General features: G+C 71.7%; 12 protein-coding genes and 1 pseudogene. 10 read left to right on the top strand and 3 right to left on the bottom strand.

Going from position 1 to position 14,030, the window contains the following annotated elements:
• Positions 1 to 1,749 (top strand): annotated as a pseudogene (locus I0C86_RS27700) (hypothetical protein); the annotation flags it as partial.
• 82 nt (positions 1,750 to 1,831) lie between these two features.
• Here I0C86_RS27700 and I0C86_RS27695 read toward each other — a convergent pair.
• Positions 1,832 to 2,995, bottom strand: a complete 1,164-nt coding sequence (locus tag I0C86_RS27695) for an NADH-quinone oxidoreductase subunit D (RefSeq protein WP_196204233.1) — start codon at positions 2,993 to 2,995, stop codon at positions 1,832 to 1,834.
• A 99-nt stretch (positions 2,996 to 3,094) separates the two neighbouring features.
• Positions 3,095 to 4,069, bottom strand: coding sequence for an SAM-dependent methyltransferase (locus I0C86_RS27690; protein WP_323373879.1), 975 nt, complete (start codon positions 4,067 to 4,069; stop codon positions 3,095 to 3,097).
• A gap of 176 nt (positions 4,070 to 4,245) precedes the next feature.
• On the opposite strand from I0C86_RS27690, the gene I0C86_RS27685 reads away from it, so the two are divergent.
• The 7 genes from I0C86_RS27685 (at position 4,246) to I0C86_RS27655 (ending at position 11,059) form a co-directional block, all read left to right on the top strand.
• Complete coding sequence (locus I0C86_RS27685) at positions 4,246 to 5,145, top strand: Rossmann-like and DUF2520 domain-containing protein (RefSeq protein WP_196204232.1); 900 nt, start codon at positions 4,246 to 4,248, stop codon at positions 5,143 to 5,145.
• A 106-nt stretch (positions 5,146 to 5,251) separates the two neighbouring features.
• Positions 5,252 to 6,115: a pantoate--beta-alanine ligase gene (gene panC, locus I0C86_RS27680; RefSeq protein ID WP_196204231.1), complete on the top strand. Its 864-nt coding sequence runs from the start codon at positions 5,252 to 5,254 to the stop codon at positions 6,113 to 6,115.
• 4 nt (positions 6,116 to 6,119) lie between these two features.
• Positions 6,120 to 6,545, top strand: a complete 426-nt coding sequence (gene panD, locus I0C86_RS27675; protein ID WP_196204230.1) for an aspartate 1-decarboxylase — start codon at positions 6,120 to 6,122, stop codon at positions 6,543 to 6,545.
• A gap of 121 nt (positions 6,546 to 6,666) precedes the next feature.
• Entirely contained in the window at positions 6,667 to 7,572 is a 906-nt protein-coding gene (locus I0C86_RS27670) for a septum formation family protein (RefSeq protein ID WP_196204229.1), read from the top strand.
• Positions 7,573 to 7,637: 65 nt separating this feature from the next.
• A complete protein-coding gene (locus I0C86_RS27665) occupies positions 7,638 to 9,401 on the top strand; it encodes an L-aspartate oxidase (protein WP_196204238.1) in 1,764 nt (587 codons plus the stop codon).
• The gene (gene nadC, locus I0C86_RS27660) at positions 9,398 to 10,297 is read left to right on the top strand and encodes a carboxylating nicotinate-nucleotide diphosphorylase (protein WP_196204239.1); all 900 of its coding nucleotides are present in this window, start codon (positions 9,398 to 9,400) and stop codon (positions 10,295 to 10,297) included. The genes I0C86_RS27665 and nadC overlap by 4 nt, the downstream gene beginning before the upstream one ends.
• 3 nt (positions 10,298 to 10,300) lie before the next feature.
• Positions 10,301 to 11,059 carry a type III pantothenate kinase gene (locus tag I0C86_RS27655; RefSeq protein ID WP_196204228.1) on the top strand — a complete coding sequence of 253 codons (759 nt, stop codon included), beginning with the start codon at positions 10,301 to 10,303 and terminating at the stop codon, positions 11,057 to 11,059.
• A 48-nt stretch (positions 11,060 to 11,107) separates the two neighbouring features.
• Here I0C86_RS27655 and I0C86_RS27650 read toward each other — a convergent pair whose 3' ends face one another.
• Positions 11,108 to 11,854 (bottom strand): class I SAM-dependent methyltransferase, encoded by a 747-nt coding sequence (locus I0C86_RS27650; protein ID WP_196204227.1) that lies wholly within the window; start codon positions 11,852 to 11,854, stop codon positions 11,108 to 11,110.
• A 143-nt stretch (positions 11,855 to 11,997) separates the two neighbouring features.
• Between I0C86_RS27650 and lysS the strand changes: the two genes are divergently transcribed.
• Complete coding sequence (gene lysS / locus I0C86_RS27645) at positions 11,998 to 13,452, top strand: lysine--tRNA ligase (protein WP_230394900.1); 1,455 nt, start codon at positions 11,998 to 12,000, stop codon at positions 13,450 to 13,452.
• A gap of 109 nt (positions 13,453 to 13,561) precedes the next feature.
• Complete coding sequence (locus tag I0C86_RS27640; protein WP_192766542.1) at positions 13,562 to 13,912, top strand: histone-like nucleoid-structuring protein Lsr2; 351 nt, start codon at positions 13,562 to 13,564, stop codon at positions 13,910 to 13,912.
• Positions 13,913 to 14,030: the final 118 nt, after the last annotated feature.

Below are 14,030 nucleotides of genomic sequence, written 5' to 3'. Positions count from 1 at the left end.
CGGTCACGCGACGACGGATCTCGGGGCGACGGATCTCGGGGCGAGCGGCCATGGGGTGAGGGGTCCCGGGGTGAGGGACCACGGGGCGACGGGCCACGGCGGGCTGCCGGCCCGGGGCCGTACCGGGCTGCCGACCACGGCGGAGGCGGCCACCACCAGGCCCAGCCCGCTACGGGGTACGAACGGGGCGGCTATCCCGACGACGACCGGGCCGGCACGGGCCGGGCGTACGGGCGGACCGATGCCGACCCGGACACGTCCCCCGGGCACTACGCTCGATCCGGCGGACAGCCGTGGAGCGCGGGCGGTCGCCCGCAGCACGGTGCGCCGACCGGTATCCCCGGCGGGATACCCGGACCGCATCTGGGCGCTGGCGTGGTCCGGCACACCGAAACCGTCCAGGTGACCACCCGACAGACAATCGTCGGGGCGCACAGCGACGACCCACGGTCCGGCGGTGGTTACGGCGCCGGCGGCTACGGCGGCGCCAGCCAGGGCGGTACCTACGGCGGCGGCGGTACCTACGGCGGCGGCGGTACCTACGGCGGCGGCTACAGCGGGGGTACGTACGGCGGCGGTGGCCGGGACGGCGGCTACGGGGACGGCGGTTACCGCGGCGGTGGCCGGGACGGCGACTACGGCGATGCCGGAGGCGGAGGCGGCACCTACGGCGGTGCCCGGGACGACGACGCCGCCCGGAGTGGCACCTATGGTGGCGCTGGCCGGAGCGGCGGCACCTACGGCGGCGCGCGGGACGACGACGCCGCCCGGAGTGGCACCTATGGCGGCGCCGGCCGGAGTGGTGGCACCTACGGCGGCGCGCGGAGCGCAGACTCGTCCGGCGGTGCCGCCCCGGACGTCATCACCCCCGGCGGCGGCCGCAGCGACGGCACGTACGGCGGCGGTGCTGCCGCCCCGGACGGCGACACCTACGGCGGCGGCCGGAGCGGCGGCACGTACGGCGGTGACGGCGGCCGGGATCACGACGATCATGCCGCCGGAGATCGTGACGATCGGGGCCGGCGCCCCGGCCGAGGCGGGCGTTCCGACGAACCCGACGACGGGCCCGGAGATGACCGGCGATTCGGCAGCATCGCCGGGTGGCGGGCCAGGTTCGTGGATTCCGACCCGGAACCCGGGCAGGAGACCGGCGACCCCGCTGACGACTCGTACTGGGCCGATCTGCGGGCCGGTGACCGGTGGACCTCGGTACGCAACGACGAGCGGGGCCAGGAAGTCCGGATGGGTGAGCGCCGGGCCTCGATGCGGACCGACGAGACCGGTACGGAACTCCGGGTCGAGGACCGCTGGGCGACGGTCCGCCGGGACGAGCCGAGGCCGGACGACGACCGCCGGTCCGAGCGCCGGTCGGAGCCCAGCGACGATGAACAGCGCTGGTCCGAGTTCCGGGACGACGATCGCCGACCTGGGGATCAGCGAGGGCCGGCGGACTGGGCCGAGACCGACGACGTCCGGCGCCCCGGCCGGCAGGGCGATGCTCGTGCCCTCGATCCCGGCCGGAGCCAGGACTGGGATCGGCACAGCGGCGCGCCGGCACTGCCCGTCGGCGGCGTGGACCAGGCGGCGGTCTGGGGCCCACCCGGGCGGCAGCCGGAGCCCGAGCCGGCACGACGGAGCCGGCGGCAACGCGAGGACGAGGAGTACGGCTACCCGCCGCTCGACGAGGTGCCCCGGGCCGGTGGCACCCGGCGGTCGGACCACGGCTACGCCGAGGACAACTGGCGCTGAGCGCGTCGCCGACCACTTGTCCACTACTGCTTGTTGTCGACCACTTGTCCACTACTGCTTGTTGTCCACCACTACCTGTCGATTACTTGTCGATGTCGCCGACCACGAAGAACATCGAGCCGAGGACCGCGATCAGATCCGGCACCAGGCAGCCGGGCAGGAGCGTGGCCAGCGCCTGCACGTTGGCGTACGAGGCGGTGCGCAGCTTCATCCGCCAAGGGGTCTTCTCGCCCCGGGACACCAGGTAGTAGCCGTTGATGCCGAGCGGATTCTCGGTCCAGGCGTAGGTGTGCCCCTCCGGTGCCTTCACGACCTTCGGCAGTCGGACGTTCACCGGTCCGCTGATCCGGTCGACCTGCTCCAGGCAGCGCTCGGCGAGATCGAGGGAGACGTACACCTGGTCGAGCAGGATCTCGAAGCGGGCGTGACAGTCTCCGGCGGTCCGGGTGACCACGGGAACGTCCAGCGACCCGTACGCCAGGTACGGTTCGTCGCGGCGCAGGTCGAAGTCCAGTCCGGAGGCTCGGGCGACCGGTCCGGAGGCGCCGAAGGCAGCGGCCTCGGCTGCGGAGAGCACTCCGACGCCGACCGTACGGGCGAGGAAGATCTCGTTGCGCCGGATCAGGTTGTCCAGGTCCGGCAGGCGCCGCCGTACCTCGCCGATCGCCTCCCGGGCCCGCCTGGTCCAGCCGGCCGGCACCTCCTCCTTGAGCCCGCCGACCCGGTTGAACATGTAGTGCATCCGGCCGCCGGAGACCTCCTCCATCACCGTCTGCAACGTCTCGCGTTCCCGGAACGCATAGAAGACCGGCGTGATGGCACCGATCTCCAGCGGATAGGAGCCGAGGAACATCAGGTGGTTCAGCACCCGGTTGAGTTCGGCGAGCGCGGTGCGCAGCCAGACCGCCCGCTCGGGTACCTCCATCCCCATCAGCCGCTCGACCGCCAGTACCACGCCCAACTCGTTGGAGAAGGCGGAGAGCCAGTCGTGCCGGTTGGCCAGCACGATGATCTGCCGGTAGTCGCGTACCTCGAAGAGCTTCTCCGCACCCCGGTGCATGTAACCGACGATCGGCTCGCAGGAGATCACCCGCTCGCCGTCGAGGACCAGCTTGAGCCGCAGTACGCCGTGGGTCGACGGATGCTGCGGTCCGATGTTCAGCACCATGTCGGCGGTGTCGAGGCCCGCCCCGGTGCCGACGGTCAGCTCCCGCAGCGTGCCGGTGTCGGCAGTCATGCCCGACATCGTGCCACGCCACGGCCGTCCGAGGCGCAGCGTGCGCGGTCCCAGAACGGTTAGGAAGGGCCCCTTGTACAACGAAAAGCGATAATAGGGGGCCCTTCCTTACATCCGGACGGGTTGGAGGAGCCACCAGTGGCCGCCGAGGCCGGCGGGATCGGTAAGTTCGGCGGCGGTCGAGGCTCGGGCGAGGGCCCGGACGTATCCGGCGGGATCCGTCGACGCCAGGGTGAGGGGCGGGCGGCGCCCGTCGGTTCCGAGGGCGTGCAGCGCGGCGCGTTGGCTGAGCAGCTCGTACGGCAGACCGGTGACCTCGTGGCCGGCCGCCGCCACGGAGTCGATCGCGACGTGTGCGGTCAGGTCGCAGCTGCCGTCGGGCACCGGGGTCACCTGTCGGCCGGCCCGGAAACCGGTGAGCGTGCCGTCCGGTGGTCGACGTTCCCGCAGGTGGCCGTAGTCGACGGCGAGGGCGAGGCCGCGCTCCACGGCGGCGAGCGCGCCGCTCCAGGCGCGGTCCCGGGCAAGCCCGACCTCGGCCCGCCCGACTCCGGTCGGCTGGTCCGGCCACCACTCGGCGAGCCAGTCCGCCTCGGCGGGATCGAGCGGCCCGCCGACCGACTCGGCACCGGTGACGGGGTCGACCAGCATCCGCAGCCAGCCGCCCGGTCCGGGCACCGCCACGTCCAGCGGTACGTTGTCCAGCCATTCGGTGCCGACCAGCAGCCCGACGATCCGGTCGGGCAGGTCGGGCCGCCAGGTGATCGTCTCGGGCAGCGCGTCGGGTCGCGGCGCGAGTTCCACCGCGGTCAGCCGGAGCCGGTCGGCCAGTTCGGGCGGGGCGAGTCGGGCCAGCGTGGTCAGCAGCTCGCCGCGACCGGCGCCGACGTCGACCACGTCCAGCGGGTCGGGCCGGCCGAGCGCGGCGTCGACCCCGTCCAGCAGCCGCAGCAGCGCGGCGCCGAGGACCGGTACGGCGTGTGCACTGGTCCGGAAGTGCGCGGCGGGCCCGGCGCCGGTGACGAAGAACCCCGCACTGCCGTACAGCGCGGTGGACATCGCCGATCGCCAGGAGATGGGCACCGGCACAGGTTATGCGCCACCGATGACCTGGGTTCACCCACCAGACCGGGCGCCGGGGCACCGGCGGTGGGCCCCCGCCGGTGGTGAACGTTTTCACAACCTCTTGTTCCAGGCATGTGACGGCGGCGCATACTTGCGATCGACCGGTACCACATTTCGAGGACTGGATCATCGCTATGAGCGCATCACCGCGCCAGCTCACCATCGGCGTGATCGGCGCTGGTCGGGTGGGAGCCGTACTGGGTGCCGCCCTGGCCCGCGCCGGCCATCGGGTGGTCGCCGCCGCCGGGGTTTCGGCCGCGGCCAAGGACCGGATCGACAGCCTGCTGCCGGGTACCGACGTACGACCGGCCCACGAGGTGGCCAGGGCCGCCACGGATCTGCTGCTGATCGCCGTACCGGACGACTCGCTCGGTGCGGTCGTCGCCGGGCTCGCCTCCACCGGTGTGCTCCGGCCGGGCCAGGTGGTCGCGCACACGTCGGGGGCACACGGGCTCGACGTACTCGCTCCGGCCGTCGCGGTGGGTGCCCGCCCGCTGGCCCTGCATCCGGCGATGACCTTCACCGGTACGGCCGACGACCTGACCCGGCTGCCCGGAATCTCGTACGGGGTGACCGCCCCGACGCCGCTGCGGCCGTTCGCCGTCCGGCTGGTCGCCGATCTCGGCGGCGTACCGGAGTGGGTGGCGGAGCCGGACCGCCCGCTGTACCACGCCGCTCTCGCGCACGGCGCGAACCATCTCGTCACGCTGGTCAACGAGGCCGCGGACCGGCTCCGCGACGCGGGCGTGTCCCAGCCAGAGAAGGTGCTCGGGCCGCTGCTGCGGGCCGCGCTGGAGAATGCCCTCCGGCTCGGTGACGCGGCGCTGACCGGGCCGGTGTCCCGGGGCGACGCCGGTACGATCGCCCGGCACCTGGACCGGCTCGCCGTGACCGCCCCGGAGTCGGTGCCCGGCTACCTCGCGCTCGCCCGGCGGACCGCCGACCGGGCGATCGCCGCCGGTCGGCTCCGGCCGTCCGACGCCGAGTCGCTGCTGGGTGTGCTGGCGGATCGGAACCGCCAGGTCGCCGCGTGACCGGGTACGGGCAACGGATCAGTCGTGTGACCGGGTACGGCGGATGGATCGGCTCGATGACCGGTCGGCCGGATCATGGCGGCGCCGGGCGTAGTGGGGAGGGGTCATGACCGAGGTGTTGCGGACCAGGGCGGAGTTGGCTGCCGCGCTGGCGCCGCTGCCGGGTTCGCTGGCGGTGGTGATGACGATGGGTGCGCTGCACTCCGGGCACGAGGCGCTGCTGCGGGCGGCCCGGGAACGGGCCGACTCCGTGCTGGCGACGATCTTCGTGAATCCGCTCCAGTTCGGTCCGAACGAGGACTTCGACCGCTATCCCCGGACCCTGGACGCCGACCTGGAGGTCTGCCGGACGGCCGGGGTGCGGTACGTCTTCGCGCCGTCCCGGGAGGAGCTCTATCCGGACGGCGAGCCGATGGTCCGGGTGGACCCGGGAAGCCTCGGCGAGGAGTTGGAGGGCGCCAGCCGCCCCGGCTTCTTCAACGGCGTACTGACCGTGGTGGCGAAGCTGCTCAACCTGCTCCGGCCGGATGTCGCGGTCTTCGGGGAGAAGGACTACCAGCAGCTCACGCTGGTTCGCCGGATGGTCCGGGACCTGGAACTGGACGTGGAGATCGTCGGGGTGCCCACCGTCCGGGAGCCGGACGGACTGGCGCTGTCCAGCCGCAACCGCTACCTCTCCGCGCAGGACCGGGCTGCGGCACTGCGCCTGTCGGCGGCACTGGGGGCGGGGGCGGCCGCCGCCGGGGACGGCCGGGGTGCCGACGGTGCCCTCGCCGCCGCGTACCGTGCCTTCGGCGAGGGCACGACCGACGCCAAGCTGGACTACCTGGTGCTGACCGACCCGCACCTGGGACCCGCCCCGACATCCGGCCCGGCCCGGATGCTGGTCGCCGCCTGGGTCGGCAGTACCCGATTGATCGACAACCTGCCGGTCGAGTTGGCTCCGGCAGCCCGCACCACGGAGGAATAGTCCGATGTTCCGCACCATGCTCAAGTCGAAGATCCACCGGGCCACGGTGACCCAGGCGGACCTGCACTACGTCGGCTCGGTGACGGTCGACGCCGACCTGCTCGACGCCGCCGACCTACTGCCCGGCGAGCAGGTCGCGATCGTGGACATCACCAACGGGGCCCGGCTGGAGACGTATGTCATCCCGGGCGAGCGGGGCAGCGGGGTGATCGGCATCAACGGTGCCGCCGCCCGGCTGGTGCAACCCGGTGACCTGGTCATCCTGATCTCCTACGCCCAGCTCGACGATGCCACCGCGCGGTCGTACCGGCCTCGGGTCGTACATGTGGACGCGGCCAACCGGATCATCGAGCTGGGCGGGGATCCGGCCGAGGCGGTGCCGGGGATGGCCGGTGACCTGGTCCGGGGCGACCAGGTGGCGAACGGGTGAGCTGGGTCCTCCACCCAACGGCCGTCCCCGACACGAGAATGATCTCTACGCCGTGGCGGAGTGCGCCGGTAACGTAGGGTGCAGCCATCCATGACTGTTGGTTGCCCTGGGGAGGGACGCGATGCGCCGTTGGATGACCGTCCTGGCCCTGGCCGGAGCCGTTGGTCTCGGCCTGGGCGGTTGCGCCGCGCCGGGTGGCTCGGACGGGGACCTCACCGACGACTGGGCCAGGGTCGGCGAGCCGAAGATCTTTTCCCCGAAGGCCGAGACGTGCCACGCGGCGGACTTCTCCGAGACCGTCTACCTGTCGTCGTACCTTCCGGTCGACTGTCCGATCAGTCACCGGCTGGAGACCGTACACGTGGGTGCCTTCACCGGCGCGGCGGCGAACGCGGCCGCACCGCCGGCCCGGGGCTCGGCCGAGTTCGCCAAGGCCTATTCGGAGTGTGACGGCAAGGCGCGGGAGTTCCTCGGCGCGGACTGGCGGACCGGGCGGCTCTGGCTCGGCGTGGCGACCCCCTCGCCGAACGGCTGGACTGGCGGGGCCCGATGGTTCCGCTGCGACGTGACGGAGCTGTCCAATGTCGAGGACAACGGCGACGTGGTCACCCGGACCGGCACGCTCAAGGGGACACTGCGCGCACCAGGACCGCTGCACCTGGGCTGCTACGCGGCGACGCTGACCCGGACCGGGAACATCGACCGGATGCCGGCGCTCGACTGCGGCAAGCGGCACAACAGCGAGTTCACCGGGGTGTGGCGGGCCCCGGCCGGCCTGAAGTACCCGAGCGCCGAGCGTGACTGGGCGGCGTTCTACGACGGTTGCTACCGGGCCACCGCGAGGTACGTCGAGGTGCCGCAGAACAGCATCCGGTTCCGTACCGGGATCATGGCGCTGCCCGGCGGACCGGAGGACTGGCAGGCGGGCAACCGGGGGGTGCGGTGCTACCTGTGGATCTCGGACGGCAAATTCACCAGGTCGCTCAGGGACGCCGGCCCCGGCGGCCTGCCCATGCGCACCGGATAGCGTCGCAGGCCACTTCCGGGGGCCCTGCCCGGACCGGCGCCAGCGGTACGCGGTTGACTGGAATGATGCAGTTTCCGACCGTTGACCTGCCGGAGCTACCCCGGCTGCTGGCCGCACCGGAGCCCGGCTGGGTGGAGACGACCGATGTGATCGTGATCGGGTCGGGTATCGCGGGGCTCACGGCCGCGTTGCACCTGCGCGAGGCGGGACTGCACGTGACGGTGGTGACCAAGGTCAACATCGACGACGGCTCCACCCGGTGGGCGCAGGGCGGCATCGCGGCCGTACTCGATCCGTTGGACACCCCCGCGGCGCACGCCTCCGACACCGAGCTGGCCGGGGTCGGGCTCTGCGATCCGGCGGCGGTCCGGGTACTCGTGGAGGAGGGGCCGACCCGGCTGCGTGAGCTGATCCGGACCGGTGCCGAGTTCGACCGCAACGCGGACGGCTCGCTGATGCTCACCCGGGAGGGCGGCCACCGGGCCGATCGTATCGTGCATGCCGGCGGCGACGCGACCGGCGCCGAGGTGCAGCGGGCGCTGCACGCCGCGGTCGGTCGTGATCCCTGGATCCGCCTGGTCGAGCACGCCCTCGTCCTCGACCTGCTGCGGACCCCGGCGTCCGGGTCGGCGGGCCCGGGTCGGGCCTGCGGGATCACCCTGCACGTGCTCGGCGAGGGCACCGAGGACGGGGTCGGCGCGATTCTCGCCCGCGCGGTGGTGCTGGCCACCGGCGGGATGGGCCAGGTTTTCGCCGTCACCACCAACCCGGCGGTCTCCACCGGCGACGGTGTCGCCCTCGCGCTGCGGGCCGGCGCCGCCGTGACCGACCTGGAGTTCGTCCAGTTCCACCCGACCGCGCTGATCCGGCCCGCCGGCGCCGCAGCCGTCCCGACCGGGTCGGGTACGACGACCGGTGCGGGTACGACGACCGGTGCGGCTGCGACGACCGGTGCGGCTGCGACGACCGGTGCCCAGCAGCCGCTGGTCTCGGAGGCGTTGCGGGGCGAAGGGGCCCACCTGGTCGACGCCGACGGCAAACGGTTCATGGTCGGTCAGCACGAGCTGGCCGAACTCGCCCCCCGGGACGTGGTGGCGAAGGGGATCCACCGGGTGCTGCTGGCCACCGGTGCCGACCACGTCTACCTGGACGCCCGGCACCTCGGCGCGGAGTTCCTGGCCCGGCGTTTTCCCACAATCGTCGCCGCCTGCCTGTCGGCCGGTGTCGACCCGGCGGTCGAGCCGATCCCGGTGGCCCCGGCCGCGCACTACGCCTCCGGCGGGGTCCGTACCGACCTGCACGGCCGCACCTCCATCCCGGGCCTGTACGCCTGCGGCGAGGTGGCCTGCACGGGTGTGCACGGCGCCAACCGGCTGGCCAGCAACTCGCTGCTGGAGGGCCTGGTCTTCGCCCGGCGGATCACCCAGGACATCGCCCGGGACCTGCCGGCACAGGCCGAACCCGCACCGGGCGGCGGATGGCGTGGCGGGGTCGGCGCGGTGGTGGATCCGGCGGTGCGGGCCGGGCTGGCCCGGGCGATGACCCGGGGCGCCGGAGTGCTCCGGTCGGCCGACTCGCTGCGGGCGACAGCGGCCGAGCTGGCCACCTTCGGCGCCACCCGGAGCGCACCCCGGACGGCGAGCTGGGAGGCGACGAACCTGCTCACCGTTGCCTCGGCCCTGGTCGGTGCCGCGTACGCCCGGCAGGAGACCCGGGGTTGCCATTGGCGGTCCGACCACCCGGAATCGCGCGACGATTGGCTCGGGCACCTGGTCAGCTCGATCGGTCAGACGGGCAGTCTCGAACAGGATTGGGAGGCACTGTGCTGAAACTCTCGACCACGCAGGCGTTGCGGGCCGCCGGGCTCGACCCGGCGGTGGTGGAACGGATCGTGCGGGGGGCGCTGGACGAGGACCTGGGACCGGAGCGGCGCGACGTGACCAGTGTGGCCACCGTGCCGGACGAGCAGGTCGACACGGCTGATGTGGTGGCCCGCGCCGACGGTGTGGTGGCCGGGCTGGCCGTGGCCGCCGCCGTCTTCGACCTGGCCGCCACCCGTACCGTGCGGGTGCTGCCGGTGGCCGCCGACGGCGACCGGGTGGCCCGGGGCGACGTACTGGCGACGGTGACCGGGCCGACGCGCTCGCTGCTCACCGCCGAGCGGACCGCCCTGAACCTGCTCAGCCGGATGTCCGGGGTGGCCACCCACACCCGGGCCTGGGTCGAGGCGCTGGCCGGCACCAAGGCGACGGTGCTGGACACCCGGAAGACGACGCCCGGCCTGCGGGCGCTGGAGAAGTACGCGGTCCGGGCCGGCGGTGGCGCCAACAAGCGCCTGGGCCTGTACGACGTTGCCATGATCAAGGACAACCACAAGCTGGCGGCCGGCGGCATCGGTCCGGCGTACCGGCGGGTCCAGGAGGTGTTTCCGGACGTTCCGGTGCAGGTGGAGGTCACCTCGGTCGCCGAGGCGGTCGAGGCGGTCGAGGTCGGCGCCGACTTCCTGCTCTGCGACAACATGACGCCGGAACTGCTGACCGAGGTGGTCAGCGCGGTGGGCGACCGGGCCGAGCTCGAGGCGACCGGCGGGCTGACCCTCGACACGGTCGCCGAGTACGCCGCGACCGGGGTCGACTACCTCTCGGTTGGGGCGCTGACCCACTCCTCGCCTATCTTGGACATCGCGCTGGACCTCCGACCGGCAGAACCTCGGGCCCGGGACTGACGAATGCTGCTGTGTATCGACATCGGTAACACCAACACCGTCCTGGCGACCTTCGAGGGCGAGAAGTTGGTCCACTCCTGGCGGATCAAGACCGACGCCCGGTCGACGGCCGACGAACTGGGCCTCAAACTGCGTGGTCTGCTGGCTGCCGACGCGGTCGAGGTCACCGGCGTGGCGGCCTGCTCGACGGTGCCGGCGGCGCTGCGGTCGCTGCGGTCGATGCTGGCCCGGTACTACGCGGACCTTCCGCACGTGATCGTCGAGCCGGGGGTGAAGACCGGCGTGCAGTTGGCGATCGACAACCCGAAGGAGGTCGGTGCCGACCGGGTGGTGAACACGCTCGCGGCGTTCACCCTCTACGGGGGACCGTCGATCGTGGTCGACTTCGGCACCACCACCAACTTCGACGTGATCAGCGGTCGTGGCGAGTTCCTCGGCGGCGCGTTCGCGCCCGGCATCGAGATCTCGTTCGACGCCCTCGCCGCCCGGGCGGCCCAGCTCCGCAAGGTCGAGCCGACCGTGCCGCGCTCGGTGATCGGGAAGAACACCGTCGAGTGTCTCCAGGCCGGGATGTACTTCGGCTTCGCCGGCCAGGTCGACCGGATCGTCGAACGGATGGTCGAGGAGCTGGGCGAGGTGCGGGCGGTGATCGCCACCGGCGGGCTGGCGCCGTTGGTGATCGGCGAGTGCCGGACGATCACGCACCACGAGCCGATGATCACGTTGATCGGGTTGCGGATGGTCTACGACCGCAACCGGTAGGGCTCCGGCCCGGACCGAAACCCCGGGCCGGGCCGGACGGACCGATGGTTACCGGCGGCGGGCCCGGAAGACCAGGGTCCGGTACGGCAGCGGGAATGTCTCCCGGCCGGCCAGGTCCGGATGGCTCGCCGCCAGCTCGCGGATTGCCGCGTCGACCTCCCGTTGGCGCTGTTCGGTGGCGGTGATGTAGTGCGAGCGGGTGGTGATCATCCCGACCAGGGTTTCCGGGCTGTGCGTGACCTGGTGCCGGAACTCGACCCGCTCCACCGGCTCGAAAGCCTCGTCGAGGTCGGCCATCCACGCGCCGTCCTCCCGGATTCCCCGCCCGCCGAGCAGTTCGACGGTGAGCGCGGTCAGCGCGGCCACCCAGGACTCCGATTCGTCCCGTTCGTTGAACAGCGCGGCGTACGTTCCGCCCGGACGCAGCAGCCGGGCTCCCTCGGCGTGTGCCACCGGATGGTCGAACCAGTGGTACGCCTGTCCGGCGACGATCGCGTCCACCGAGCCGTCCGGCAGCGGTACCTGCTCGGCCGTGCCGGCCAGCGCGACGACGCCCGGGGTGGCGGCGGCGAGCTGGGCCCGCATCTCCGGGTCCGGTTCGACGGGTACCGCGTGGTGGCCCAGTGCCAGCACCTCCCTGGTCAGGATGCCGGTGCCGGCGCCGAGATCGACCACCCGGGCGGGTGAGGGACGGTCGATCGCCCAGGCGACGGCGGGTTCGGGATAGCTCGGCCGGTACCGGTCGTAGGCGGTCGCCGCGGCGCCGAAGGAGAGGGCGTGAGTCTGGTCAACCATGGCTGGAGGTTATCCAGTGCCGGAGCCGGTCGGCACTTGAGTACGCTCGGGGCCGGACTCAGCCGACACAATTCCCGAGGAAGCATGCCGTGACCCAGGAGATTCCCAGCCCTGCCGATCCCGTCGACGACGTCCCCGAGCAGATGCGGGTTCGCCGGGAGAAGCGGGAGCGCATGCTCGCCGACGGCGTTGAACCGTATCCGCTGGGATATCCGCGGACGGCGACCCTCGCGCAGATCCGGGACCGCTACGCGGATCTGCCCACCGACACCGCCAGCGGGGACGTCACGTCGGTGACCGGCCGGGTGATCTTCGTTCGCAACACCGGCAAGCTCTGCTTCGCCACCCTCCGGGACGGCGACGGCACCGAACTGCAGGCGATGCTCTCACTCGACCGGGTCGGCGCGGATCGCCTCGATGCCTGGAAGCGACAGATCGACCTCGGCGATCACGTCGGAGTGACCGGTGAGGTGATTACCAGTCGGCGGGGTGAACTTTCGGTGCTCGCCGATTCCTGGGCGCTGACCGCGAAGGCGCTCCGGCCGCTACCCGTGGCGCACAAGCCGCTTAGCGAGGAGGCGCGGGTCCGGCAGCGTTATGTCGATCTGATCGTGCGGCCCAGGGCCCGGGAGATGGTACGCACGAGGGCGACGACGCTGCGTAGTCTGCGCGATTCGCTGCACGCCCGGAGTTTCGTCGAAGTCGAAACCCCCATGCTGCAAGCGCTGCCCGGTGGTGCTACCGCACGGCCATTCGTGACGCACAGCAATGCGTTAGACACGGATCTGTATCTGCGAATCGCCCCCGAGCTTTTTCTCAAGCGGGCGGTGGTCGGTGGCATCGACCGGGTCTTCGAGATCAACCGTAACTTCCGGAATGAGGGGACCGACTCTTCGCACTCGCCCGAGTTCGCGATGCTGGAGGCATACGAAGCGTACGGTGACTATGACACTATGGCGACCCTCACTCGTGAGCTGGTGCAGGGCGCCGCGCTCGCGGCCGGCGGGTCGCACGTGGTCACGCACGCCGACGGCACCGAGTTCGACCTCGGCGGTCAGTGGACTTCGACAACCCTCTACGGGGCGCTTTCCGAGGCACTGGGCGAGGAGGTGACGGTCCGGACCGGGATGGCCGACCTTCTGGGGTACGCGGAAAAGGTGGGCCTGGCGGTCGATCCCAAGTGGGGGCCGGGCAAGCTCGCCGAGGAGCTTTTCGAGGAACTGGTGGTGCCCACGCTGCGGCAGCCCACCTTCGTCCGGGACTATCCGGAGGAGACGAGCCCGCTGGTCCGGGGGCACCGTGCGGAGCCGGGGCTCACCGAGAAATGGGACCTGTACGTGCTCGGATTCGAGCTGGCCACGGGGTACTCGGAGCTGGTCGACCCGGTGGTGCAGCGGGAGCGTCTGGTGGTCCAGGCGCAGCGGTCGGCCAAGGGTGACGACGAGGCGATGCGGCTCGACGAGGACTTCCTGCGGGCCATGGAGTACGGAATGCCGCCGTCCGGGGGCATCGGAATGGGAATCGACCGGCTCCTGATGGCCCTCACCGGCCTCGGAATTCGGGAAACCATCCTCTTCCCGATGGTCCGCCCTGAGTAGTAGTCGGCCCAGCTTGTCGCATAGTTTCGCCATCCTATTGACGAAGCAAGCATCTCGCGGGCTATTGTGCTCTTGTTTGCGGAGAACCTGCTCGAAAGGATAGCGACACGTGGCCAAGCAGATCATTCACAAGCTGGTCGATGACCTGGACGGCGGAGACGCGGACGAGACCGTCAAGTTCTCGCTCGACGGCGTTCAGTACGAGATCGACCTGTCGGACAAGAACGCCGGCAAATTGCGGGACCTATTCGCCCCGTACGTCGCGGCCGGCTCCAAGGTGGGCCGGGGCGGCGTGGTCGTCGGCGGTCGTGCCGCACGCGGTCGGGGTGGCGCTACCGCCGATCGGGAGCAGAACAAGGCGATCCGGGCGTGGGCGAAGAAGGAAGGCAAGGACATCTCCGACCGTGGGCGCATCCCCCAGGAGATCGTGGATGAGTACCACGCGAAGGCGGGCCGCTAGTCGTAGCGCTTCTCGACGCCTCTGCGGGGTGGGTGGACGGCCGGCCGTTCGCCCACCCCGCACGTTTCAACCCCGATAATCTAGTTATTCGACAAAACGGTCGAAAACGTCGTACGGG

This window comes from Plantactinospora alkalitolerans, assembly GCF_015690345.1.
GTDB lineage: Bacteria > Actinomycetota > Actinomycetes > Mycobacteriales > Micromonosporaceae > Plantactinospora > Plantactinospora alkalitolerans.
This window is presented reverse-complemented; position numbering and strand designations above follow the sequence as displayed.